General features: G+C 64.5%; 31 protein-coding genes. 28 read left to right on the forward strand and 3 right to left on the reverse strand.

Going from position 1 to position 21,644, the window contains the following annotated elements; genetic code table 11:
- Positions 1-101: 101 nt before the first annotated feature.
- Together tuf and EQZ23_RS10485 are read left to right on the forward strand one after the other, a co-directional pair.
- On the forward strand, positions 102-1,295 hold the full coding sequence (gene tuf, locus EQZ23_RS10480) for an elongation factor Tu (protein ID WP_031393767.1): 1,194 nt from the start codon (positions 102-104) through the stop codon (positions 1,293-1,295).
- Positions 1,296-1,454: 159 nt separating this feature from the next.
- Complete coding sequence (locus EQZ23_RS10485; RefSeq protein WP_128454350.1) at positions 1,455-1,751, forward strand: hypothetical protein; 297 nt, start codon at positions 1,455-1,457, stop codon at positions 1,749-1,751.
- Between the two features lie 272 nt (positions 1,752-2,023).
- Here the strand turns inward: EQZ23_RS10485 and EQZ23_RS10490 are convergent, their stop codons facing one another.
- Positions 2,024-2,398 (reverse strand): endonuclease domain-containing protein, encoded by a 375-nt coding sequence (locus EQZ23_RS10490; RefSeq protein ID WP_128454351.1) that lies wholly within the window; start codon positions 2,396-2,398, stop codon positions 2,024-2,026.
- A gap of 299 nt (positions 2,399-2,697) precedes the next feature.
- Between EQZ23_RS10490 and rpsJ the strand changes: the two genes are divergently transcribed.
- The 26 genes from rpsJ (at position 2,698) to EQZ23_RS10625 (ending at position 19,386) form a co-directional block, all read left to right on the forward strand.
- Complete coding sequence (gene rpsJ, locus EQZ23_RS10495) at positions 2,698-3,006, forward strand: 30S ribosomal protein S10 (RefSeq protein WP_007406109.1); 309 nt, start codon at positions 2,698-2,700, stop codon at positions 3,004-3,006.
- 288 nt (positions 3,007-3,294) lie between these two features.
- Positions 3,295-4,041, forward strand: a complete 747-nt coding sequence (gene rplC, locus EQZ23_RS10500; RefSeq protein WP_128454352.1) for a 50S ribosomal protein L3 — start codon at positions 3,295-3,297, stop codon at positions 4,039-4,041.
- A gap of 2 nt (positions 4,042-4,043) precedes the next feature.
- Positions 4,044-4,670: a 50S ribosomal protein L4 gene (gene rplD, locus EQZ23_RS10505; protein WP_055872651.1), complete on the forward strand. Its 627-nt coding sequence runs from the start codon at positions 4,044-4,046 to the stop codon at positions 4,668-4,670.
- Positions 4,663-4,977: a 50S ribosomal protein L23 gene (locus tag EQZ23_RS10510; RefSeq protein ID WP_128454353.1), complete on the forward strand. Its 315-nt coding sequence runs from the start codon at positions 4,663-4,665 to the stop codon at positions 4,975-4,977. The genes rplD and EQZ23_RS10510 overlap by 8 nt, the downstream gene beginning before the upstream one ends.
- Positions 4,978-4,981: 4 nt before the next feature.
- Positions 4,982-5,821, forward strand: coding sequence for a 50S ribosomal protein L2 (gene rplB, locus EQZ23_RS10515; RefSeq protein ID WP_128454354.1), 840 nt, complete (start codon positions 4,982-4,984; stop codon positions 5,819-5,821).
- A 1-nt stretch (position 5,822) separates the two neighbouring features.
- A complete protein-coding gene (rpsS, locus tag EQZ23_RS10520; protein ID WP_128454355.1) occupies positions 5,823-6,098 on the forward strand; it encodes a 30S ribosomal protein S19 in 276 nt (91 codons plus the stop codon).
- Positions 6,098-6,475 (forward strand): 50S ribosomal protein L22, encoded by a 378-nt coding sequence (rplV, locus tag EQZ23_RS10525; RefSeq protein WP_056047621.1) that lies wholly within the window; start codon positions 6,098-6,100, stop codon positions 6,473-6,475. The genes rpsS and rplV overlap by 1 nt, the downstream gene beginning before the upstream one ends.
- On the forward strand, positions 6,475-7,182 hold the full coding sequence (gene rpsC, locus EQZ23_RS10530; protein ID WP_055872646.1) for a 30S ribosomal protein S3: 708 nt from the start codon (positions 6,475-6,477) through the stop codon (positions 7,180-7,182). The genes rplV and rpsC overlap by 1 nt, the downstream gene beginning before the upstream one ends.
- A gap of 15 nt (positions 7,183-7,197) precedes the next feature.
- Positions 7,198-7,632: a 50S ribosomal protein L16 gene (gene rplP, locus EQZ23_RS10535; protein WP_031393758.1), complete on the forward strand. Its 435-nt coding sequence runs from the start codon at positions 7,198-7,200 to the stop codon at positions 7,630-7,632.
- Positions 7,633-7,636: 4 nt separating this feature from the next.
- Positions 7,637-7,843 carry a 50S ribosomal protein L29 gene (rpmC, locus tag EQZ23_RS10540; RefSeq protein WP_128454356.1) on the forward strand — a complete coding sequence of 69 codons (207 nt, stop codon included), beginning with the start codon at positions 7,637-7,639 and terminating at the stop codon, positions 7,841-7,843.
- Positions 7,844-7,853: 10 nt separating this feature from the next.
- Complete coding sequence (gene rpsQ / locus EQZ23_RS10545) at positions 7,854-8,126, forward strand: 30S ribosomal protein S17 (RefSeq protein WP_031393756.1); 273 nt, start codon at positions 7,854-7,856, stop codon at positions 8,124-8,126.
- A 164-nt stretch (positions 8,127-8,290) separates the two neighbouring features.
- Complete coding sequence (rplN, locus tag EQZ23_RS10550; protein WP_031393755.1) at positions 8,291-8,659, forward strand: 50S ribosomal protein L14; 369 nt, start codon at positions 8,291-8,293, stop codon at positions 8,657-8,659.
- Positions 8,659-8,976, forward strand: coding sequence for a 50S ribosomal protein L24 (rplX, locus tag EQZ23_RS10555; protein ID WP_128454357.1), 318 nt, complete (start codon positions 8,659-8,661; stop codon positions 8,974-8,976). The genes rplN and rplX overlap by 1 nt, the downstream gene beginning before the upstream one ends.
- Before the next feature lie 64 nt (positions 8,977-9,040).
- Positions 9,041-9,604: a 50S ribosomal protein L5 gene (gene rplE / locus EQZ23_RS10560; RefSeq protein ID WP_055875097.1), complete on the forward strand. Its 564-nt coding sequence runs from the start codon at positions 9,041-9,043 to the stop codon at positions 9,602-9,604.
- 65 nt (positions 9,605-9,669) lie between these two features.
- A complete protein-coding gene (gene rpsN, locus EQZ23_RS10565) occupies positions 9,670-9,975 on the forward strand; it encodes a 30S ribosomal protein S14 (protein ID WP_128454358.1) in 306 nt (101 codons plus the stop codon).
- Between the two features lie 9 nt (positions 9,976-9,984).
- Entirely contained in the window at positions 9,985-10,380 is a 396-nt protein-coding gene (rpsH, locus tag EQZ23_RS10570) for a 30S ribosomal protein S8 (RefSeq protein WP_031393751.1), read from the forward strand.
- Positions 10,380-10,913: a 50S ribosomal protein L6 gene (rplF, locus tag EQZ23_RS10575; RefSeq protein ID WP_128454359.1), complete on the forward strand. Its 534-nt coding sequence runs from the start codon at positions 10,380-10,382 to the stop codon at positions 10,911-10,913. The genes rpsH and rplF overlap by 1 nt, the downstream gene beginning before the upstream one ends.
- Positions 10,913-11,269, forward strand: a complete 357-nt coding sequence (gene rplR / locus EQZ23_RS10580) for a 50S ribosomal protein L18 (RefSeq protein ID WP_031393749.1) — start codon at positions 10,913-10,915, stop codon at positions 11,267-11,269. The genes rplF and rplR overlap by 1 nt, the downstream gene beginning before the upstream one ends.
- A gap of 3 nt (positions 11,270-11,272) precedes the next feature.
- Positions 11,273-12,076 carry a 30S ribosomal protein S5 gene (rpsE, locus tag EQZ23_RS20265; RefSeq protein WP_240663485.1) on the forward strand — a complete coding sequence of 268 codons (804 nt, stop codon included), beginning with the start codon at positions 11,273-11,275 and terminating at the stop codon, positions 12,074-12,076.
- Between the two features lie 6 nt (positions 12,077-12,082).
- Positions 12,083-12,259 (forward strand): 50S ribosomal protein L30, encoded by a 177-nt coding sequence (gene rpmD, locus EQZ23_RS10590; protein WP_055872633.1) that lies wholly within the window; start codon positions 12,083-12,085, stop codon positions 12,257-12,259.
- Positions 12,260-12,379: 120 nt separating this feature from the next.
- Positions 12,380-12,922 (forward strand): 50S ribosomal protein L15, encoded by a 543-nt coding sequence (gene rplO, locus EQZ23_RS10595; RefSeq protein ID WP_128454360.1) that lies wholly within the window; start codon positions 12,380-12,382, stop codon positions 12,920-12,922.
- A 298-nt stretch (positions 12,923-13,220) separates the two neighbouring features.
- Positions 13,221-14,585 carry a preprotein translocase subunit SecY gene (gene secY, locus EQZ23_RS10605; protein ID WP_055872627.1) on the forward strand — a complete coding sequence of 455 codons (1,365 nt, stop codon included), beginning with the start codon at positions 13,221-13,223 and terminating at the stop codon, positions 14,583-14,585.
- A gap of 52 nt (positions 14,586-14,637) precedes the next feature.
- Complete coding sequence (locus EQZ23_RS10610; RefSeq protein WP_128454362.1) at positions 14,638-15,288, forward strand: adenylate kinase; 651 nt, start codon at positions 14,638-14,640, stop codon at positions 15,286-15,288.
- 603 nt (positions 15,289-15,891) lie between these two features.
- On the forward strand, positions 15,892-16,584 hold the full coding sequence (locus EQZ23_RS10615) for a response regulator transcription factor (RefSeq protein ID WP_128454363.1): 693 nt from the start codon (positions 15,892-15,894) through the stop codon (positions 16,582-16,584).
- A 6-nt stretch (positions 16,585-16,590) separates the two neighbouring features.
- Positions 16,591-17,940, forward strand: coding sequence for a HAMP domain-containing sensor histidine kinase (locus EQZ23_RS10620; protein WP_240663487.1), 1,350 nt, complete (start codon positions 16,591-16,593; stop codon positions 17,938-17,940).
- 159 nt (positions 17,941-18,099) lie between these two features.
- A complete protein-coding gene (locus EQZ23_RS10625) occupies positions 18,100-19,386 on the forward strand; it encodes an MFS transporter (protein ID WP_346427823.1) in 1,287 nt (428 codons plus the stop codon).
- 30 nt (positions 19,387-19,416) lie between these two features.
- Here the strand turns inward: EQZ23_RS10625 and rsmD are convergent, their stop codons facing one another.
- Positions 19,417-19,953: a 16S rRNA (guanine(966)-N(2))-methyltransferase RsmD gene (gene rsmD / locus EQZ23_RS10630; RefSeq protein ID WP_128454365.1), complete on the reverse strand. Its 537-nt coding sequence runs from the start codon at positions 19,951-19,953 to the stop codon at positions 19,417-19,419.
- Positions 19,953-21,533, reverse strand: a complete 1,581-nt coding sequence (locus tag EQZ23_RS20270; protein WP_276318466.1) for a pseudouridine synthase — start codon at positions 21,531-21,533, stop codon at positions 19,953-19,955. The genes rsmD and EQZ23_RS20270 overlap by 1 nt, the downstream gene beginning before the upstream one ends.
- Between the last annotated feature and the right edge of the window lie 111 nt (positions 21,534-21,644).

The raw sequence follows: 21,644 nt of genomic DNA on the forward strand, positions 1-21,644 counted from the left end.
TAAGGGGGTAGGGCTAGCGTCAGGCTTTAACAGCCGCTATGGGGCCGCGTTCGCGCGGTTCCCGGTGTGGCACCGGAATACGAATCAGAAGGTAGGAAACAATGGCCAAGGCAAAATTTGAGCGGAACAAGCCGCATCTCAACATCGGCACCATCGGTCACGTCGATCATGGTAAGACGTCGCTCACCGCTGCGATCACGAAGGTTCTGGCAGAGACGACCGGCGGTACCGCTGTCGACTTCGCCAACATCGACAAGGCTCCCGAGGAGCGCGAGCGCGGCATCACGATCTCGACCGCACACGTCGAGTACGAGACGGCCAACCGTCACTACGCGCACGTCGATTGCCCGGGCCACGCCGATTATGTGAAGAACATGATCACCGGCGCAGCCCAGATGGACGGCGCGATCCTCGTCGTTTCGGCGACCGATGGCCCGATGCCACAGACCCGTGAGCACATCCTGCTCGCACGCCAGGTCGGCGTGCCCGCAATGGTCGTGTTCATGAACAAGGTCGATCTGGTCGACGACGAGGAAATCCTCGAGCTGGTCGAGATGGAAATCCGCGAGCTGCTCAGCTCGTACGACTTCCCGGGCGACGACATCCCCGTCATCAAGGGTTCGGCAACCTGCGCGCTGTCGGGCTCGAACCAGAAGCTCGGCGCCGACGCCGTCACCGAGCTGATGCAGGCTGTCGACGACTACATCCCGCAGCCCGAGCGTCCGCTCGACAAGCCGTTCATGATGCCCATCGAGGACGTGTTCTCGATCTCGGGTCGTGGTACGGTCGTCACCGGCCGCGTCGAGACCGGCATCGTCAAGGTTGGCGAGGAAGTCGAGATCGTCGGTATCCACCCGACCGTTCGCAAGACCACGGTCACGGGCGTCGAGATGTTCCGCAAGCTGCTCGACCAGGGCCAGGCTGGCGATAACGTCGGCGCGCTGATCCGCGGCGTTGCACGCGACGAAGTCGAGCGTGGCCAGGTGCTCTGCAAGCCAGGCACGATCAAGCCGCACACCGACTTCAACTCGGAAGTGTACGTGCTGTCGAAGGAAGAGGGTGGCCGTCACACGCCGTTCTTCGCCAACTACCGCCCGCAGTTCTACTTCCGTACGACGGACGTGACCGGCACCGTGGAGCTGCCCGAGGGCACCGAGATGGTCATGCCAGGCGACAACGTGTCGCTCGGCATCAAGCTGATCGCACCGATCGCCATGGACGTGGGCCAGCGCTTCACGATCCGCGAAGGCGGCCGTACCGTCGGTGCAGGCGTCGTCAGCCAGATCGACAAGTAAGCATCTTCTCCTTCGGGAGATGATCGAAAAGAGCCCGGCTTCTCGCGAGAGAGGCCGGGCTTTTTCGTGTTTGGGGTGGGCGCGATTGCATAGGCTCGCCCGTTGAACTTCGGTACAAAGCGACTTGCCGAGAGATGCGGGTCTTGTGCATGAAGCAGCATGACCAATCCGCGGCCGAAGCGTTACACGCTGCTGATATGGATTACGGGCTATCTGTGGACGGTTCCCGCAGCCATAGCTTTGAGCCGTGTGTTGGACTGGCAGTATGACGGCGATATCGGCTGGTGGATCGTGATGGCTTATACCGCTCCGATCATGATGCTTACCGAGCCGTTCGGATCGGCTATTCCATTTGTTGCATATACTATGGCCTACATCATCGTCCTGTTGGCGATGACCCTCTGGGTCGTACAAAACTGGGATGCTGGCGGCCTCCCGTCGGGGGATGGATCATGAAGCGTCTGGTGCTACGCAGCCCGGCACGTTTGATTGATTATAGCCACGTTCTGAATGCGTCATGCGGATTCATAAGCCTCGCGCTGCGGGTGGGTGAATCAGGAATGTGGCGTTCCCGCCCCCTCCGTCAGGCTCCGCCTGCCACCTCCCCCTAGCGGGGGAGGACTTTATGCTAACGCTTGGGTAAGTCGCTCGGTCGTTGACCGCGCCCAACCAAATCCTCCCCCGCAAGGGGGAGGTGGCGCCGTAGGCGTCGGAGGGGGAGGCGGCGATTAGCCTTCGAATATGGATCGGCGCCGGACCGCTATGGCCGTGATCTGGCGGACGACGTCGTCGAGGTTTTCCAGCATTTCGCGAGCCGGGTAGTGGAGGACGCGGATGTCTTGGGCGATTAGCCACGCGTCGCGGGTTGCGTCTCGTTCGGGACGGTTGCCGTAGTTGTGCGCTTCGCCGTCGACTTCGATCGCGAGTCGGGCTGGCGCGCAGTAGAAGTCGAGGACGTAGGGGCCTGCGGCGTGTTGTCGGCGGAAGCGCAAGCCTGCCTCGTTATCTCGTAATGCCAGCCACAATGCTATCTCCGGCGGTGTCATCTGTTTCCGCAGCCGCTTGGCGTTACTGCGGCCGGGTAGGGATCCTTCGAGCCGCATCGCTTGCCTCCCCCTCAGTCACGCTTCGCGTGCCACCTCCCCCTGGCGGGGGAGGATCAAGTAGCGGCGCGATCTTAGCGGCAGAGCGTCGACATCTTCAATCCTCCCCCGCAAGGGGGAGGTGGCACCGAAGGTGACGGAGGGGGAGGACAGGGTGCCCTTCGTTATTGCGGTCGCCCGGAAAACCCTCTCCCCCCGGTTGCATTTCCCCCGACTCTCCCGTAATGGCCCGCCTTCGGTTTAAACATCAACCAGCAAGAGCCCGGAAACGGGCCCGCTCTTTCGCATCGGTAGGGACTATGGACAGCAATATCCGCATTCGTCTGAAGGCGTTCGATCACCGTGTGCTCGATCAGGCCACTGGCGACATCGCCGACACCGCACGCCGCACCGGCGCGCTCATCCGCGGTCCGATTCCCCTTCCGACGCGCATCGAAAAATTCACCGTGAACCGCGGCCCGCACATCGACAAGAAGTCGCGCGAGCAGTTCGAGGTGCGCACGTACAAGCGTATGCTGGATATCGTCCAGCCGACGCCGCAGACGGTCGATGCGCTGATGAAGCTGGACCTCGCCGCTGGCGTTGACGTCGAGATCAAGCTCGCCTAAGGGCTGGCGCGGCGCGGTCGACCGGTAACGGTCCCGCGCCGTTCGACATTGGGATACCGCCGTCGGTGCAAACCGACGGGGCAGCGTCCCCCGTCACGTTTCTGCGTTTGTAGAGACACCAGCCCGGGACGGGGGCACGTTTCGTATTTACCGGGTTGATCCGACTCCATTCAGGGCATTTGCCGGGAATGGGGTCAGGTGGATGCATCATGGAGCTTGCTCCGGACATGGTCCGCAAGCCCCCGAGGAATAGTCCGACGGGGCCTCTGTCTAGGAAGGGACAAGATCATGCGTACTGGCGTGATCGCGAAGAAGATGGGGATGACCCGCCTGTTCCAGGAAGATGGTCGGCACGTGCCGGTCACCGTTCTGGCTCTCGAAGGCAATCAGGTCGTTTCCGTTCGCGAAATGGATCGTGACGGCTATACGGCCGTCCAGCTTGGTGCAGGCGTTGCCAAGTCGAAGAATGTCGCAAAGCCGCAGCGCGGCCATTTCGGCAAGGCCGAAGTGGAGCCCAAGGCTGTCGTCCATGAGTTCCGTGTGAACGCAGACGGCCTGCTCGACGTTGGCGCCGAGATCTCGGCCGACCATTACGTCGCAGGCCAGATCGTCGATATCCAGGGCAAGACCCAGGGTAAGGGCTTCCAGGGCGGCATGAAGCGTTGGGGCTTCGGCGGTCTGCGGGCAACCCACGGCGTGTCGGTCTCGCACCGTTCGCTCGGTTCGACCGGTCAGCGCCAGGATCCGGGCAAGGTCTTCAAGAACAAGAAGATGGCCGGCCACATGGGCGACAAGTATCGCACCCAGCAGAACCTCGAGATCGTATCGACGGACGTCGAGCGCGGTCTCCTGTTCGTCAAGGGTTCGGTTCCTGGCTCCAAGGGCGGCTGGCTCTTCATCAAGGACTCGGTGAAGGTCGCGCGCCACGCCGACGCACCGTTCCCCGCCGGTCTCAAGACCACCAACAGCAACACTGCAGCAGACACGCCGGCCGAAACGACCGACGCACCTGCAGCCGACGGCCAGGAGGGCTGAGCGTGAAGATCAAGGTTTCATCTTTCGCCGGTACCGACGCTGCGGACATCGAACTCAACGACGAGGTCTTCGGCCTCGATCCGCGCGCCGACATCCTGCACCGTGTCGTCACCTGGCAGCTCGAGAAGCGTCGCGAGACGGCTCGCGGCACCCGTGAGCGCGCAGACGTCGCCCGCACCGGCAAGAAGTTCGGTCGCCAGAAGGGCGGCGGTACGGCTCGTCACGGCGATCGTCGCGCACCTGTGTTCATCGGTGGTGGTAAGGCTCACGGCGCTCGCGTCCGTGACTTCAACCCGTCGCTGAACAAGAAGGTTCGCGCGCTCGGTCTGCGCATGGCGCTCAGCAGCCACGCCAAGGCGGGTTCGCTGGTCATCATGGACAGCCTGGCTGTCGAGGGTGGCAAGACCAAGACGCTGCTCGGTGATCTCGCCAAGCTCGGCTTCGGCAAGCGTGCGCTCGTCATCGACGGCGACATGGTCGACACCAGCTTCGCATTCGCTGCGGGCAACCTGTACGAAGTGAACGTGATGCCGGCAGCCGGCGCCAACGTTTACGACATCCTGAAGCATGACACGCTGGTGCTGACGCGCGCCGCTGTCGAAAAGCTGGAGGCGCGCTTCCATGGCTAAGAAGCAGAAGGCGGGCATCGATAATCGTCATTACGACGTTATCCTGTCCCCGCACATCACCGAGAAGACGACGACTCTGTCGGAGCACAACGCGGTGGTGTTCAAGGTGTCCAACGACGCCACGAAGCCCGAGATCAAGGCGGCCGTTGAGGCGCTGTTCGACGTGAACGTCGTCGGCGTGAACACGCTCGTCCAGAAGGGCAAGACCAAGAAGTGGAAGGGCACGAACTACTCGCGCTCCGACATGAAAAAGGCAATCGTGACGTTGAAGGACGGTCAGTCCATCGACGTGACGACGGGGATCTGAGGCCATGGCACTCAAGCATTATAATCCGACATCGCCGGCACGCCGCGGTCTCATCCTGGTCGACAAGTCGTCGCTCTGGAAGGGCAAGCCCGTCAAGGCGCTGACCGAAGGCAAGCACAAGACCGGCGGTCGTAACAACAAGGGCCATGTGACCTCGCGCGGCATCGCCGGCGGTCACAAGCAGAAGTACCGCTACATCGACTTCAAGCGTCGCAAGTGGGACGTCGAAGGCACCGTCGAGCGGATCGAGTATGATCCCAACCGCACCGCGTTCATCGCCCTGGTCAAGTACCCGGACGAAGAACTCGCCTATATCCTGGCGCCGCAGCGTCTGGCGATCGGCGACAAGGTGATCGCGGCCAAGAAGACCGACGTGAAGCCAGGCAATGCCATGGAACTCGGTCAGATGCCGGTCGGCACCATCGTCCACAATGTGGAGATGAAGCCGATGAAGGGTGGCCAGATCGCCCGTTCGGCCGGCACGTATGTGCAGGTCGTCGGTCGCGACAAGGGCATGGTGATGGTCCGCCTGAACTCGGGCGAGCAGCGCTACATCCGCAGCGATTGCATGGCGACGGTTGGCGCGGTTTCGAACCCCGACAACCAGAACCAGAACCTGGGCAAGGCAGGGCGCTCGCGCTGGCTTGGTATTCGTCCGCTGACGCGCGGCGTCGCCAAGAACCCGGTCGACCATCCGCACGGCGGTGGTGAAGGCCGTACCTCGGGTGGCCGTCATCCGGTTACGCCTTGGGGCAAGCCGACGAAGGGTGCGCGCACGCGTCATAACAAGTCGACCGACAAGATGATCATCCGGTCGCGTCATTCGACGAAGAGGAAGGGCTAACATGGCTCGTTCAGTCTGGAAGGGCCCCTTCGTGGACCTTCATCTGCTCAAGAAGGCAGAAACCGCCCAGGACACCAACGCGCGTTCGCCGATCAAGACCTGGTCGCGTCGCTCGACGATCCTGCCGACGTTCGTGGGTCTCACCTTCAACGTCTATAACGGCCGCAAGTTCGTGCCCGTCTCGGTCAACGAAGACATGGTCGGCATGAAGCTCGGTGAGTTTGCGCCCACGCGCTACTTCCCCGGCCACTCCGCCGACAAGAAGGGCAAGCGCTGATGTCTAAGCAAGTCAGCCCGCGCAAGGTCGCGGACAACGAGGCGCTTTCGGTCGGTACGCAGATCCGCGGTTCCGCGCAGAAGCTCGGCCTCGTGGCTGCGCTGATCCGTGGCAAGAAGGTCGGCGATGCGATGAACATCCTCGCCTTCTCGACCAAGGGCATGGCGATCGAAGCGCGCAAGGTGCTGGCCTCGGCCATCGCCAACGCCGAGAACAACCATAACCTCGACGTCGACGCCCTCGTCGTCGCCGAGGCTTCGGTTGGCAAGTCGATCACGATGAAGCGTTTCGCTACTCGCGGCCGCGGCAAGTCGACCCGCATCCTCAAGCCATTCAGCCGTCTGCGCATCGTCGTGCGCGAGCAGGAAGAAGCATAATGGGTCAGAAGAGCAACCCCATCGGTCTGCGTCTGCAGATCAACCGTACCTGGGATAGCCGCTGGTACGCCGAAGGCGCCGACTATGGTCGGCTCCTGCTCGAGGATCTCAAGATCCGCGCATTCATCATGAAGACGCTGCCGCAGGCCGCGATCTCCAAGGTGGTCATCGAGCGTCCGGCCAAGCTGGCCCGTATCTCCATCTTCGCTGCACGCCCCGGCGTGATCATCGGCAAGAAGGGTGCGGACATCGAGAAGCTGCGTTCGACGATCGGCAAGATGACGTCGTCGACCGTGTCGCTGAACATCGTCGAGATCCGCAAGCCGGAAGTCGATGCGCGTCTCGTCGCGCAGGGCATCGCCGATCAGCTCGAGCGTCGTATCGCCTTCCGTCGCGCCATGAAGCGTGCGGTTCAGTCGGCGATGCGTCTCGGTGCCGAAGGCATCCGCGTGAACTGCGGTGGCCGTCTTGGCGGCGCCGAGATCGCACGGTCGGAGAGCTATCGTGAAGGTCGGGTTCCGTTGCACACGCTGCGCGCGAACATCGATTATGCCGAGGCTACGGCGCACACGTCTTATGGCGTTTGCGGCGTGAAGGTCTGGGTCTTCAAGGGCGAGATTCTCGGCAACGATCCGACGTCGTACGACCGCATCATGATGGAGGCTCAGACCTCCGGCGTGCGGCCGCAGCGCGACGATCGTCGCTAAGGGGCAGGAACAGACATGCTGCAACCAAAAAAGACCAAGTTCCGGAAGGCCTTCAAGGGCAAGATTTCGGGCGACGCCAAGAGTGGCTTCTCGCTCAATTTCGGCTCCTATGGCCTGAAGGCGATGGAACCCGACCGGATCACCGCACGCCAGATCGAGGCGGCCCGCCGCGCGATCACGCGTCACATGAAGCGCCAGGGGCGTTTGTGGATCCGCATTTTCCCAGACCTCCCGGTCTCGGGAAAGCCAGCCGAAGTCCGCATGGGTAAGGGCAAGGGCGCGCCGGAATATTGGGCCGCTCGCGTCAAGCCGGGTCGGATCCTGTTCGAGCTCGACGGCGTCGACGGCAAGATTGCCGCCGAGGCATTCGAGCGGGCGGCCATGAAGCTGCCGATCAAGGTCAAGGTCGTTGCCCGCCTGGGCGACACCTCACATCTGGGAGGCGAGTAAGATCATGGCTCGTATCGATGACATGAAGTCCAAGAGCGCCGACCAGCTGTCGGAGTCGCTCGGCGAACTGAAGCGCGAGCAGTTCAACCTGCGCTTCCAGGCCGCCACGAACCAGCTCGAAAAGCCGAGCCGCGTTCGTGAGGTCCGCCGCGACATCGCTCGCATCAAGACCCTGCAGGCTCAGCGCACCAGCGCTGAAGCCGCGAAGTAAGGAACACATCATGCCGAAGCGCGTGCTGACCGGTCTGGTCGTGTCCGACAAGGGCGACAAGACGGTGGTCGTGAACGTCGAGCGTAAGGTGAAGCACCCGCTCTACGGGAAGATCATCCGTCGCTCGAAGAAGTATCATGCTCATGACGAGAGCAACGAGTTCAAGCAGGGCGAGACCGTGCGGATCGAAGAGACCGCACCGATCTCGAAGCTGAAGACCTGGAAGGTGATCGAGCGGGTCAATACCCACGCGACGCCGGAACGGGCTTCGGCCGAGGGCTGAATCAAACATGAGGGCAGGGGGGAAACCTCCTGCGCTCTTGTTTTCGTAAACGGGAACGGCTAAGCGGCCGCTCCTCCCCGCTGCGGATTCGTCCGCGGCGGGGTGATTTTTTAGGCGGGGTTCGGTCGGTATCGACCCCAGAGACAGAGAAGGGATACGGATCCATGATCCAGATGCAGTCCAATCTCGACGTCGCTGACAACAGCGGCGCGAAGCGGGTGCAGTGCATCAAGGTGCTTGGGGGTTCCAAGCGTCGTGTTGCAGGCGTTGGCGACATCATCGTCGTCAGCATCAAGGAAGCGCAGCCACGTGGCCGTGTGAAGAAGGGCGACGTTCACCGCGCGGTGATCGTGCGTACCGCCAAGGATATCCGCCGTGCAGACGGTACGGTCATCCGCTTCGACGGCAACGCCGCGGTGCTGGTCAACAAGAACGAGGAGCCGATCGGCACCCGTATCTTCGGCCCAGTCGTTCGCGAGCTGCGCGGCAAGAAGCACATGAAGATCATCAGCCTCGCGCCGGAGGTGCTGTAATGGCGTCGCAGCGTATCAAGAAGGGTGACAAGGTCATCGTCCTGTCCGGCAAGGACAAGGGCAAGACCGGTGAAGTCACCGTCTCCATGCCGAAGGCCGACAAGGTCGTCGTATCGGGCGTCAACATCGCCGTGCGCCACACCAAGCCGACTCAGGGTGACCCGCAGGGTGGCCTGATCCGCAAGGAAGCACCGATGCACGTTTCGAAGGTCGCGCACGTGACCGCCGACGGCAAGCCGACCCGCGTCCGCTTCGAGGAGCAGGACGGCAAGAAGGTCCGCGTGGCGGTCAAGACCGGGGAGAAGATCAATGGTTGATCAGAACACTGGCCCAGAGACTCAGGGCGAGCAGGCCGGCACCGAGGTCGCCTACACGCCGCGCATGCGGAAGATGTACGACGAGACGATCATCAAGGCGATGGTCGACAAGTTCGGCTACAAGAACGTCATGGAGATCCCCCGGATCGACAAGATCGTGCTGAACATGGGTGTCGGCGAAGCGACGCAGGACAAGAAGAAGGTCGACCAGGCGGCTTCGGAAATGGAGCTGATCGCCGGCCAGAAGCCCGTCGTGACGAAGGCCAAGAAGTCGATCGCGCAGTTCAAGCTGCGTGAAGGCATGCCGATCGGCGTGAAGGTCACCCTTCGCCGCGAGCGCATGTACGAGTTTCTCGACCGTTTCATCACGATCGCTCTTCCCCGCGTCCGCGATTTTCGTGGCCTCAACCCGAAGAGCTTCGATGGCCGTGGCAACTATGCCTGCGGTATCAAGGAGCAGATCGTGTTCCCAGAAATCAGCTATGACCGGGTCGATAAGGTCCGCGGCATGGATGTGATCGTGACGACGACGGCCAAGACCGACGACGAGGCTCGCGAGCTTCTCCGTCTGTTCGGCTTCCCGTTCCCGATCGAAGACGACGCTGCCGACGAGAAGAAGGCAGCTTAACTACCAACCGCCGCCCCTGACCTCGTGTCACGGGCGGCGCTTCAGGAAAGAAAGAACTTAAGTCGATGGCGAAACTGAGTTCAGTCAACAAGAACGAGCGCCGCAAGGCGATGGTCAAGCAGTATGCCCCGAAGTACGCGGCACTGAAGGCAATCGCAGCGGACAAGACGCTCGACGACGGTGAGCGTCTGATCGCTCGCCTCAAGATGGCGCAATTGCCGCGCAACGCGAACCCGACCCGCATCCGTAACCGGTGCGAGCTGACAGGTCGCCCGCGCGCCTATTACCGCAAGTTCCGGCTCTGCCGTATTCAGCTGCGCGATCTGGCCAACAAGGGCCTGATCCCCGGCGTCACGAAGTCGAGCTGGTAAGGACTAATCATGGCAGTGACCGATCCCCTGGGTGATTTGCTCACCCGTATCCGTAATGGCCAGCGCGCGAAGAAGGACTCTGTCCTGACGCCGGCGTCCAAGCTGCGCGTCCGCGTGCTCGACGTTCTGCAGCGCGAAGGTTATATCCGTGGCTATAGCGAAGAGCAGATGGGCCCCGCGGCCGGCCTGCGCATCGAGCTGAAGTATTTCGAGGGCCAGCCTGCGATCAAGCATGTCGCACGCGTCTCGAAGCCCGGCCGTCGCGTCTATTCCGGCTCGCAGGAACTCCCGCGCGTCCGTAACGGCCTCGGCATCACCATCGTCTCGACGCCCCGCGGCGTGCTTTCGGATTCCGAAGCGCGTGAGCAGAACGTCGGCGGCGAAGTCCTCGCGGAGGTGTTCTGATGAGCCGCATTGGTAAGAAGCCAGTCACGGTACCCGCCGGCATCACGCCGACGATCGCCAACAAGCAGCTGACCGTGAAGGGCCCCAAGGGCACCCTCATGATGCCGCTGCGCGACGAGATCAGCTACACGCTCGAAGACGGCGGCATTTCGGTGCAGCCCGCCAACGACACCAAGCGCGCGCGCGCGTTCTGGGGCATGCAGCGGACCATGGTGCAGAACCTGGTCACCGGCGTGTCGGAAGGCTTCACCAAGAAGCTGCTGATCAACGGCGTCGGCTATCGTGCCACGGCGCAGGGTCGCAACCTCAAGTTGCAGCTCGGCTACAGCCACGACGTCAACGTCGCCGTACCGGAGGGGATCGAAGTCAAGACCCCCGACAACACGACGATCGAGATCTCGGGTTCGGACAAGCAGATGGTTGGCCAGCTGGCCGCGGAAATTCGTCAGTGGCGCAAGCCCGAGCCTTACAAGGGCAAGGGTATCAAGTACGACGGCGAGTTCATCTTCCGCAAGGAAGGGAAGAAGAAGTAATGACCAAGGGACTTTCTCTTTTCGCCAAGCGGCGTCGCCGCAACCGTACCGCGCTCCGCGCACGTGCAGGCACCCGTCCGCGGTTGTCGGTGCATCGCTCGGGCAAGCACATCTATGCCCAGGTGATCGACGATGCCGCAGGCACGACGGTCGCTTCGGCCTCGACGCTGGAGAAGGACGTGCGCGGCACGTCCGGCGCCAACATCGACGCGGCGACTTCGGTCGGCAAGCGCGTCGCCGAGGCTGCCAAGGCAGCGGGCGTGACCCAGGTCGTGTTCGATCGCGGCGGCTTCCTCTACCACGGTCGCGTGAAGGCTCTTGCCGATGCCGCGCGCGAAGCCGGATTGGAGTTCTAAGACATGGCTGACGAAAACAACACGCCAGCAAACGCTGGGGCGGTAATCGCACCCGAGACGACCGCACAGGACGTCACGGCTCAGAATGTCCCGCAGAGCACTGGGTACCAGGGCAACGCCGGCGGCGGTCGTGGTCGTCCCGGTGGCGGCGGCGGTGGCGGTCGTGGTGGCCCCGGTGGCGGTCGCAGCGGTGGCCCCGGTGGCAACCGCGGTGGTCGTGACGGCGGTCGCGGTGGTCGTGACAATCGTGGCGGTCGTCCGGGTTCGGACGATGGCGGCGAAGAGCTGATCGAGAAGCTGGTGCACATCAACCGCGTCTCGAAGACGGTCAAGGGCGGTAAGCGCTTCGGCTTTGCAGCACTGGTGGTCGTCGGCGACGGCAAGGGCCGTGCAGGCTTCGGTCATGGCAAGGCACGCGAAGTGCCGGAAGCCATCTCGAAGGCGACGGCTGCTGCCAAGAAGAAGATGGTCCGCGTGCCGTTGAAGGACGGTCGCACGCTGCATCATGACGGCAACGGTCACTTCGGTGCCGGCAAGGTCACGCTGCGGTCGGCCCCCCAGGGTACGGGCATCATCGCCGGTGGCCCGATGCGCGCCGTCTTCGAATCGCTGGGCGTTGCAGACGTCGTGACCAAGTCGGTCGGCACGTCGAACCCCTACAACATGATCCGCGCAACGTTCGAAGCCCTTGGCGAGCAGACCTCGCCCAAGGCCGTCGCACAGCGTCGCGGCAAGAAGATCGCCGACCTGCTCGGCCATGGTGGTTCGAAGACCGCCGAGGCCGATGCAGCTGCGATCACGGAGTAAGCGATCATGGCTACCATCAAGATCACGCAGACCGGTTCGCCGATCCGCCGCGAGAAGGATCAGCGCGCAACGCTGATCGGTCTCGGCCTGAACAAGATGCACAAGACCCGCGAGCTGGAAGACAGCCCAGAGGTCCGCGGCATGATCCGCAAGGTGCAGCACATGGTATCCGTCGAGGGCTGAGCCTTCACGCTACCTAGTGACAAATACCGGGAAGGGGGCTAACGGCCCCCTTCCTTATTTCCGGATTCGAACCCGGCGATTTCAAACCAGCGCGTAACAAGCGAAAGCGAGTGCATTACCATGAAGCTTAACGAACTCCGCGATAACGAAGGTGCCCGTAAGTCCAAGATGCGCGTCGGACGCGGCATCGGCTCGGGCAAGGGCAAGACCGCAGGCCGCGGCCAGAAGGGCCAGAAGAGCCGCGAGGGCGTGTCCATCGCCGGCTTCGAAGGCGGCCAGATGCCGCTCCACATGCGTCTGCCTAAGCGCGGCTTCAACAACATCTTCCGCAAGGACTTCGCAGAGGTCAACCTCGGCGCGATCCAGCTCGCGGTCGATGCCGGCAAGATCGAGGCGAACGCCACGCTCGACCACAACGCGCTGAAGGCCGCTGGCCTGGCACGCGGCGGCAAGGACGGCGTCCGCCTCCTCGCCAAGGGCGAGCTGACCACGGTCCTCTCGTTCACCGTCGACGGCGCGTCGAAGGGCGCGATCGAAGCGGTCGAGAAGATCGGCGGCAAGGTCGAGGTGATCCACTTCGTCCCCGCAGCCGAGAAGGCTGCCGCCAAGAAGGGCGTGAAGTACAAGGAGCGTGCGGCGCACAAGGCGTCGTTCAAGGCCTGACTTTAGAAGGGGAGGGGGCGCCGAGTGCGCTTCCTCCCTTTTTTTCTGTCGCGCGCTAAATCCTCCCCCGCCAGGGGGAGGTGGCAGCGGAGCTGACGGAGGGGGCGGGAGGCGATGAACTCACGTTCCGTAACCTCCCCCTCCGAGCCGCTGAAGCGGCCCACCTCCCCCTGGCGGGCGAGGATTTCGCAGAAGCGATCCGCCTTAGCCATTAGACAAGCGCGCTCCTGCGCCTATATGAGCGGCGGGGGCGGTCACAACGCATCCCGCCTTCTTTGTTTCCAGGACGATCACACGCATGGCATCCGCAGCCGACCAGATGGCGCAAAGCATCAGCCTTTCGAAATTCGCGAAGGCGACCGACCTCAAGAAGCGGTTGTGGTTCACGATCGGCGCGCTGATCATTTTCCGCCTGCTCAGCTATGTCCCGCTGCCGGGTGTCGACCCGACCGCGCTCGGCCTGCTCTCGCAGCAGACGCAGGGCGGCGTGCTCGACTTCTTCAACACCTTCTCGGGTGGCTCGCTCAGCCGCATGTCGCTGATCGCGCTCGGCGTGATGCCCTACATCACCGCCTCGATCGTGGTGCAGCTCGCGACCTCGCTGTCGCCGACGCTCGCCGCCATCAAGAAGGACGGCGAATCGGGCCGCAAGCGCCTCAACCAGTACACCCGCTACGGCACCGTCGGCCTGACCGCGGTGCAGGGCTATTTCATCGCCGTCGGCCTTGAGACGCTCGGCGCCGCGCAGGGCATCCAGGCGGTGATCGAGCCCGGCATGATGTTCCGCGTCGCGGCTGTCATCTCGCTGATCGGCGGTACGATGTTCCTGATGTGGCTCGGCGAGCAGATCACCAGCCGCGGTATCGGCAACGGCGTCTCGCTGATCATTATGGCCGGCATCGTCGCACATCTGCCCGTCACGCTCGTCAACCTGCTGGAGGGCGGCCGTTCGGGTTCGCTCGATCCGATCAAGCTGATCGGCATCGTCGTCGCGGTGGTCGTGCTGATCCTCTTCATCTGCTTCATGGAGCGCGCACAGCGCCGCATCCTGATCCAGTATCCCAAGCGCCAGACTCAGCGCGGCATGCAGGCCGATCGCAGCCATCTGCCCCTGAAGATCAACACCGCGGGCGTCATCCCGCCGATCTTCGCGTCGTCGCTGCTGCTGATGCCGCTGACGATCTCGCAGTTCGCGGGCCAGCGCGTCGCGGGTGAGTCGAAGTGGGGCGATTTCATCATCACCCTCAACCAGTATCTGCAGCACGGCAGCCCTGTGTACATGCTGCTGTACGGTGCCGGCATCATCTTCTTCTCGTTCTTCTACACCGCGGTCGTCTTCAACCCCGAGGAAACCGCCGACAATCTGAAGCGCAACGGCGGGTTCATCCCCGGCATCCGCCCGGGCAAGAACACCGAGAATTACTTCGATTACGTGCTGACCCGCATCACCGTCATCGGTGCGGCGTATCTGACGATCATCTGCCTGTTGCCCGAATATCTGGTGACCGCGCTGCAGATCCCGTTCTACCTCGGGGGCACCAGCCTGCTGATCGTCGTCAACGTGACGATGGACACGGTGACGCAGATCCAGTCGCACTTGCTGGCGCACCAGTATGGCGACCTGATCAAGAAGGCGAAGCTCAAGGGCAATCGACTTCGTTAAGCTGCGGGGCTAACCCGATTCAAATCCTGCACGAACGAGGGGAGTGCGTTTCGTGAATATCATCCTTCTTGGACCGCCTGGCGCGGGCAAGGGCACCCAGGCCGCCACGCTCGTCAGCGAGCGCGGCATGGTGCAGCTTTCGACCGGCGACATGCTGCGTGCAGCCGTCGCCGCCGGAACGCCGGTCGGCCTTCAGGCGAAGTCCGTGATGGCATCGGGCGGTCTCGTCTCGGACGAGATCGTGTCGGGGATCATCGGCGAGCGTCTCGACCAGCCGGATACGGAAAAGGGCGTCATCTTTGACGGCTACCCGCGCACCGCTGCACAGGCCGAGGCGCTTGACGGCCTGCTCGCCGATCGTGGTCGCACGCTCGATTATGTGATCGAGCTTGGCGTCGACGAAGCCGCGCTGATCGACCGCGTCGTCGGCCGCTATACCTGCGCCAAGTGCGGCACGGGCTATCACGATCGCTACAAGAAGCCGGCGGTAGCGGGTGTCTGCGACGTCTGCGGCTCGACCGAGTTCAAGCGCCGTCCCGACGACAATGCCGAGACGGTCCACAACCGCATGGCCGAATACCGCGCAAAGACCGCCCCGATCCTACCGATTTACGACGCCCGGGGGTTGGTTCACCGGGTCGACGGCATGGCGGACATCGCCCATGTCGGCGCGGCGATCGCGGCGATCCTCGACAAGAAGTAACGCGCGCGAGGCGTTGGCCGCGACCCAAACCTGGTTCCCCCGCGAAGGCGGGGGCCCAGCTTGGGCTTCCGCCTTCGCGGGAGAACAAGCGTCGCAGGGGTTCCGGCAGTGTTCTAGTGCCGTCGCATTCTAGCGCTGCAGCCCCGGCACGACCCCATATTATCCGTCCCCTCTCCTTCGTCCCGGCGAACGCCGGGATCCACGGACACGGCGGACCAAGCGATGGCGTACAATCACCACCCACCACGAAACCGTGGGTCCCGGCGTTCGCCGGGATGACGGAGGGTGAGTGTGACCGCGTTTTGAAAAAGAATGATGCCGGGCCGATTGCTGGCATGCCAGTCGTCACGCCTTGTGCCCCCGGCCGAAATACCACACCCCAAACATGACGAAATTGTCATCCGTCGGTCATCGCCCTGACCCCCCGCCCGATCCTAAAAGAAACCCGCAGCCGACGACGGTCGCACGAGTTTCCAGAGATCGGTGCCCGTCACTCCCGGGGGTACCGTGGGGGCCGGCGGAAAGGGTTCTTTCTGCCGGCCTTTCCGTTTATGAGGACCGGAGATGGTGACCGATTTCGGTGGCAGGGAAGGTGAGACCGCGTTGAGCCGCAAGATTCTGATCGTCGAGGACGACGCCTCGACATCCGCCTATCTTGCCAAAGGCTTGGCCGAAGCGGGTCATGCGATCGAAGCCTGTGCCGACGGCCGCGACGGCCTGTTCCTCGCCAGCGAAGGCATCTTCGACCTCATCATCGCCGATCGCATGCTGCCCGGGCTCGACGGGCTGTCGATGGTCAGCGCGATTCGCGCGGCCGGCATTGCCACGCCTGTCCTGATCCTTTCCGCACTCGCCGCCGTCGACGACCGCGTCGATGGCCTCAAGGCCGGAGCCGACGACTATCTCTGCAAGCCTTTCTCGTTCGCCGAATTGTCCGCGCGAATTGAAGCGCTCGTCCGTCGCTCCGACCGCGCCGCGACCGAGCCGCAGAAGACCAAGCTCTCGGTCGGTGATCTCGAGATCGACCTGCTCGCGCGCGCGGTGTCGCGTGCCGGGCGTTCGATCCCGCTCGGCGCCCGCGAATTCAACCTGCTCGAATTCCTTGCGCGGCATGCCGGGCAGGTCGTCACGCGGACGATGATGCTCGAGAAGATCTGGAATTACCATTTCGACCCGGGCTCGAACGTGGTCGACGTTCACATCGGTCGCCTGCGTCGCAAGCTCGAGGACGGCTTCCCCACGCCGATCCTGCACACGGTGCGCGGGGCAGGATACCGGCTCGCCGTCGAAGGCTGATCCGCAGTGGCGATTCGCCTTTCGGTAACCGCCCGGATCGCACTCCTATCGATCGCACTGGCGCTCGTTTCCAACCTCGCGCTGGTCGGCTTCGTCTGGAAGACGACCAGCGCCGACGCGATCGACGCGATCCGCCGCGAGACTACCGAACAATCCGAGGCGTTGCGCGCGGTATGGCGCAGCGGCGGACTGATCGCGGTGCGGCAGGCGATCGACAGCGCCGTCGTTCCGGGTGACGTGTCGCTGGTGCTCGCCGTAATCGATCCCAAGGGCCGCGCAGTCGTCGGTATCTCGCCTTCGCGCCTCGCCGTGCCGCTCCGCGTCACGCAATTCCGAATCGCACGGCTGGGCGCGGACGAACTCTGGTCTGCGCGAGAGACCGGATACGCGCTCCACCCGCTCGGCGATTACTGGCTTCTCACCGGGCGTAATCTCGACCTGATCGCCGCCGAGGAACGCGCGATCGAGCGGGCGCTCGCGGTCGCCGTTTTCCTGTCGCTCGCATTGGGCGTGCTCGGCGGACTCGTCCTTACACGCTACGTCGGGCGCCGCCTCGACGGTATCGCCAAGGCGATCGAGGCGGCGGGCGAGGGCGATCTCTCGCGTCGCGTCGACGTCATCGCGGGGGGAGGCGACGCGTTCGATCGCCTGGCGGCGCGGCTCAACGTCATGCTCGGCAAGCTCGAGGGGGTGATGGCCGAACTGCGGATCGTCACCGACAGCCTCGCGCACGACCTCCGCTCGCCGCTTGCCCGCCTGCGCACCAAGACCGAGCAGGCGGTGCTGATCGCCGATCCCGATGCGCGAGAAGCTGCGCTTGGCGGTCTGCTGGTCGAAACCGACCTCGTCATGCGGATGCTGACGATGGTGATCGAGATCAGCCGCTCGGGCTCGGTTTCGCGCGATCGTTTCATCGAGGTGTCTCCGGCCGACCTGCTCGAAGAGATCGGCGAACTCTACGCCCCCGTCGCGGAGGATGCCGGGCTGGTCTTCACGATCGCGATCGACGATCGCCCGCCGCCGATGAAGCTGCACCGTGAACTCATCAGCCAGGCGATCACCAACCTGATCGACAACGCGCTCCGTCACGGCGCGGGGGGCGGCGAAGTTACCTTGCGGATCGTCCACCGCACCGACGGCGTCGCGATCCAGGTCGAAGACCGTGGCCCGGGCATCGCCGCCGCCGACCGCGCGCAGGCGTTGAAACGCTTCGGCCGCCTCGACAGCGCACGCTCCACCCCCGGTGCCGGTCTCGGCATGGCCCTGATCGAAGCGGTCGCGCGTCTCCACGACGGCCATTTCGAACTCGCCGACAACGCCCCCGGCCTCGTCGCGCGCATAGTCCTCCCTCTCTGATCCTCCCCCCTCTCATCCTCCCCCGCCAGGGGGAGGTGGCTGGCGCTTGCCAGACGGAGGGGGAGGAAAGGGTAACTTCGGTTTCGTGTCCTCCCCCTCCGTCGCTTCGCGCCACGCCCCCTGGCGGGGGAGGATCGTGGACGGCAATCGGTTGACCAGATCGGCGGGCGGGGCGATGCCCATGTTATGACGACGCTCGCCTCAAACCGCCGCATCCTCGCCGCCAGCCTGGTCGGCACCGCGGTCGAGTTCTACGATTTCTACATCTACGCGACCGCCGCGGCGCTCGTGTTCGGCCCACTGTTCTTCTCCGGGCAATCCGATTCGGCGCAGTTGCTGCTCAGCTATGCGACGTTCGGGCTGGCGTTCGTCGCCCGCCCCGTCGGCGCGGTCGTGTTCGGGCATTTCGGTGATCGCGTAGGGCGCAAGTCCACCCTCGTCGCGTCGCTGCTGCTGATGGGGGGATCGACCGTCGGTATCGCATTCCTGCCCACCTACGCGCAGGTCGGCTGGATCGCCCCGGCGTTGCTGTGCCTGATGCGGCTCGGGCAGGGGCTTGGGCTTGGCGGCGAATGGGGCGGGGCGGCGTTGCTCGCGGTCGAGAACGCGCCGCCGCACCGCAAGAACACCTGGGGCATGTTCCCGCCACTCGGGGCGCCAGTAGGCTTCCTCGCGGCCAATGGGCTCTTCCTGATCATCGGTCTGGTGCTCGACGATGCGCAGTTCCTGGCCTGGGGCTGGCGCATCCCGTTCCTGCTGAGCGCGATCCTCGTCGGGCTCGGGTTATGGGTGCGCCTCAAGCTGACCGAGACGCCCGTCTTCCTCGAAGCCGAGGCGACCGAGGCTTTGCCCAAGGTGCCGATCGCGACGCTGCTCACCAAGCACCTCCGCGCGACGCTGGCCGGCACGTTCGGCGTGATCGCGTGCTTCGCCTTGTTCTACCTCGCGACGGCGTTTGCGCTTGGATACGGCACGAAGACGCTCGGCTATTCGCGCGAGGCGTTCCTGTCGGTCGAACTGATCGCGATCTGGTTCCTCGCGGGCGGCGTGATCGTCGCGAGCGTGCTCGCGGACCGGCATTCCGCGGCACGGATGCTGGCGATCGGGTTCGCCGGGTGCATCGGCGTCGGTGCGTTGATGGGGCCGATGCTGGGCTCGGGATCGCTGTTCACGGTGTGGCTGTGGCTGTCGGGCGCGCTGTTCGTGATGGGGTTCGCGTACGGGCCGCTCGGCGGGTGGTTGCCGAGCCTGTTTCCAGCGGGGGTGCGCTACACCGGCGTGTCGATGACGTTCAACCTGGGCGGCGTGCTCGGCGGGGCGCTGGCGCCGATCGTGGCGGAGGCGCTGGCACCGCGCGGGTTGTGGCTGGTCGGGGGGTATCTGATGGCCGCGGGCGTGCTGAGCCTCGGTGGGCTGCTGATCCTGGGGCGCAGCACCGACCAGTAGAGTGTTCTCCCGCCTTCGCGGGAGAACAGGCTAGATGGGGCGGAGCAACGTGAGACGGGCCTTGCCGTGCACGCGTGTCGCGTCGACCTCGAAGCCTGCGAGTTCGACGATCTCGGCTTTTGCCGTTTCCAGGCTGATCCACGTGGCGGGACCGGTCCAGCCCAGCCGCGCCAGCTTGTCGAGCGCAACCAGCCCCGCGCCGGTATTGTACGGCGGGTCCATCAGGATCACGTCGAGCGGCGCGGGTGCCGGCCCCAGCGCCATCACCGACGTAGCGCGGACATCGCCGCGAATCTCCAGCTTGGCCAGGTTGGCCTTGAGCGCATCCACGGCCAGCTTGTCCGATTCGACGAACATGCACGTCGCCGCCCCGCGCGAGAGCGCCTCGATGCCAAGCGCGCCTGAGCCTGCGAACAGATCGGCGACCGCAAGGCCCTCGAAACTACCCACCCGGCTCGTCAGCATCGAGAACAAGGTCTCGCGCATCCGATCGGCGGTGGGGCGGGTCGAATCACCCTTGGGCGCGACGATCTGGCGCCCGCGAAACTTCCCCGAGATGATCCGCATCAGCGCTTCCCTCCACGCGGCGCCTTGGGCGGATGACCGCGCCCGCCCGATGGGCCCTTGCCGGGTGCAGCCGGCCGATTGCCACGCTCTGGCCGGGCAGGACTCTCCGAGCGCATTGGCCGCGGCTCGGCACCGGGCCGACCCTGCGCGCTACGGGCGGCCCGCTTGTCGAGCGAACCGCGCGCCCGCGAATCGTCGGCCTGCGGACGGAAACCACGCTGCGGCTCCTGCCGCGGCGGTGTAGCTGCACGCGGCGACGGAGTACCGCCAGCACCGACGCGCGACGGCGCGGCACGATCGCGCGGCGGCTTGGCGGCGCGGAAATGCTTGATCTTCGGGCTGGTGCTCAGCTCCTCGCCGCGATCCGCCCGCTCCTGCCGCACATACGGCTTCGACGTATCGCCCGCGGTCGGCCGCGCATGATGCGCGCCCGTCGGCCGGGTAGCGTTGCGTGCGTCGGGCCGTGCCCAGGGATCGTTGACGTCGCCGCGCTGCATCGCCGCGGTCGGCCGGATCCGCTCGGGACGGGCAGGGCGCACCGGACGCGCAGCCGGTGCCGCACCGCTGGAGAAACCGGAGCTTGCCGGCGCCGTGTACGGGGTCCGCGCAGGCGCCGATCGCGGCGTGCGCTCGGGCCGCGCACTCGGCGCCGACCGTGGTGCGTTGCTGCCACGTTGCGTCGAGCGGGCACCGATGCCGGCCCCCGCGCCGGCACTCGCGCTGATCCCGATGTTCGCGCGCGCACCCGGACCCTCGGGCTTGCCGCGCGCCAACTCCTTCTGGAATGCGACGACGTCGTGCTGGAGCACTTCGCCGATCTGGCCGGGCGGCAGCTCGCCGAGGATGAACGGGCCGTAGCGCGTCCGGATCAGCCGCGAGACCTGAAGCCCGAGATGCTCGAGCACACGGCGGACTTCGCGGTTCTTGCCCTCGGTCAGGATCATCTCGATCCAGACGTTCGCGCCGGTGCGCCGCTCGATATTGGCATTGATCGAGCCGTAGCGGACGCCCTCGATCTCGATCCCCTCGATCAAATCGTCGAGCTGCTGCTGCGTGATGTTGCCATAGGCGCGCGCACGATAGGCGCGCTCGACGCCGGTCGCGGGCAATTCGAGCTGGCGCTTCAATCCACCATCGGTGGTCATCAGCAACAGCCCCTCGGTGTTGAGATCGAGGCGGCCGACCGGCACCAGCCGCGGCAGGTCCTGCGGCAGGCGGTCGTAGATCGTCGTGCGCCCGGCCGGATCGCGCTCGGTGACGAGCAGCCCGGTCGGCTTGTGGTACAGGAAGAGTCGTGCCGAACTCGGCGCCTCGACCGGGTCGCCGTCGACCGTCACGCCGTTGAGATTGCGCAGGATCGTCGCCGGGGTATCGAGCGTCGAGCCGTTGAGCGCGACGCGGCCCTCGGCGATCATCCGTTCGATATCGCGGCGCGAGGCGATCCCGGCGCGGGCGAGCAGCTTGGCGATCCGGTCGCCCTTGATCGGTGCGGCGGTAGTGCCCGGGGCAGCTTCGGGGGAGGTTGCAGGCGCGTCGTTCGACGGGCTGGCAGTCGGGTTATCGTCTTTTGAAGTCGTCATGGCGCGGCTGATACTATGGATCGGCCTCCAGCGCGAAATATTTGCGACCGTTCGTGCTGCGGCGCGTTAAGACACGCGAACGTAACGACCTTTCGTTAGCGTCCGGGGGCC

The sequence above is a fragment of the Sphingomonas sp. UV9 genome (genome assembly GCF_004101245.1).
Classification (GTDB): Bacteria; Pseudomonadota; Alphaproteobacteria; order Sphingomonadales; family Sphingomonadaceae; genus Sphingomonas.

What these genes read in the sequence shown, in the direction of transcription:
- rplO (WP_128454360.1), top strand. Translation starts at nt 12,380, where the DNA reads ATGAAGCTTAACGAACTCCGCGATAACGAAGGTGCCCGTAAGTCCAAG.
- EQZ23_RS20270 (WP_276318466.1), bottom strand. Translation starts at nt 21,533, where the DNA reads ATGACGACTTCAAAAGACGATAACCCGACTGCCAGCCCGTCGAACGAC.
- rplF (WP_128454359.1), top strand. Translation starts at nt 10,380, where the DNA reads ATGAGCCGCATTGGTAAGAAGCCAGTCACGGTACCCGCCGGCATCACG.
- rpsH (WP_031393751.1), top strand. Translation starts at nt 9,985, where the DNA reads ATGGCAGTGACCGATCCCCTGGGTGATTTGCTCACCCGTATCCGTAAT.
- EQZ23_RS10485 (WP_128454350.1), top strand. Translation starts at nt 1,455, where the DNA reads ATGACCAATCCGCGGCCGAAGCGTTACACGCTGCTGATATGGATTACG.
- EQZ23_RS10490 (WP_128454351.1), bottom strand. Translation starts at nt 2,398, where the DNA reads ATGCGGCTCGAAGGATCCCTACCCGGCCGCAGTAACGCCAAGCGGCTG.
- rplC (WP_128454352.1), top strand. Translation starts at nt 3,295, where the DNA reads ATGCGTACTGGCGTGATCGCGAAGAAGATGGGGATGACCCGCCTGTTC.
- rplN (WP_031393755.1), top strand. Translation starts at nt 8,291, where the DNA reads ATGATCCAGATGCAGTCCAATCTCGACGTCGCTGACAACAGCGGCGCG.
- EQZ23_RS10510 (WP_128454353.1), top strand. Translation starts at nt 4,663, where the DNA reads ATGGCTAAGAAGCAGAAGGCGGGCATCGATAATCGTCATTACGACGTT.
- rplR (WP_031393749.1), top strand. Translation starts at nt 10,913, where the DNA reads ATGACCAAGGGACTTTCTCTTTTCGCCAAGCGGCGTCGCCGCAACCGT.
- rplV (WP_056047621.1), top strand. Translation starts at nt 6,098, where the DNA reads ATGTCTAAGCAAGTCAGCCCGCGCAAGGTCGCGGACAACGAGGCGCTT.
- rpsJ (WP_007406109.1), top strand. Translation starts at nt 2,698, where the DNA reads ATGGACAGCAATATCCGCATTCGTCTGAAGGCGTTCGATCACCGTGTG.
- rpsQ (WP_031393756.1), top strand. Translation starts at nt 7,854, where the DNA reads ATGCCGAAGCGCGTGCTGACCGGTCTGGTCGTGTCCGACAAGGGCGAC.
- rsmD (WP_128454365.1), bottom strand. Translation starts at nt 19,953, where the DNA reads ATGCGGATCATCTCGGGGAAGTTTCGCGGGCGCCAGATCGTCGCGCCC.
- rpmC (WP_128454356.1), top strand. Translation starts at nt 7,637, where the DNA reads ATGGCTCGTATCGATGACATGAAGTCCAAGAGCGCCGACCAGCTGTCG.
- secY (WP_055872627.1), top strand. Translation starts at nt 13,221, where the DNA reads ATGGCATCCGCAGCCGACCAGATGGCGCAAAGCATCAGCCTTTCGAAA.
- rpsC (WP_055872646.1), top strand. Translation starts at nt 6,475, where the DNA reads ATGGGTCAGAAGAGCAACCCCATCGGTCTGCGTCTGCAGATCAACCGT.
- rpsN (WP_128454358.1), top strand. Translation starts at nt 9,670, where the DNA reads ATGGCGAAACTGAGTTCAGTCAACAAGAACGAGCGCCGCAAGGCGATG.
- rpsE (WP_240663485.1), top strand. Translation starts at nt 11,273, where the DNA reads ATGGCTGACGAAAACAACACGCCAGCAAACGCTGGGGCGGTAATCGCA.
- rplE (WP_055875097.1), top strand. Translation starts at nt 9,041, where the DNA reads ATGCGGAAGATGTACGACGAGACGATCATCAAGGCGATGGTCGACAAG.
- tuf (WP_031393767.1), top strand. Translation starts at nt 102, where the DNA reads ATGGCCAAGGCAAAATTTGAGCGGAACAAGCCGCATCTCAACATCGGC.
- rplB (WP_128454354.1), top strand. Translation starts at nt 4,982, where the DNA reads ATGGCACTCAAGCATTATAATCCGACATCGCCGGCACGCCGCGGTCTC.
- rplX (WP_128454357.1), top strand. Translation starts at nt 8,659, where the DNA reads ATGGCGTCGCAGCGTATCAAGAAGGGTGACAAGGTCATCGTCCTGTCC.
- rpsS (WP_128454355.1), top strand. Translation starts at nt 5,823, where the DNA reads ATGGCTCGTTCAGTCTGGAAGGGCCCCTTCGTGGACCTTCATCTGCTC.
- rplP (WP_031393758.1), top strand. Translation starts at nt 7,198, where the DNA reads ATGCTGCAACCAAAAAAGACCAAGTTCCGGAAGGCCTTCAAGGGCAAG.
- rpmD (WP_055872633.1), top strand. Translation starts at nt 12,083, where the DNA reads ATGGCTACCATCAAGATCACGCAGACCGGTTCGCCGATCCGCCGCGAG.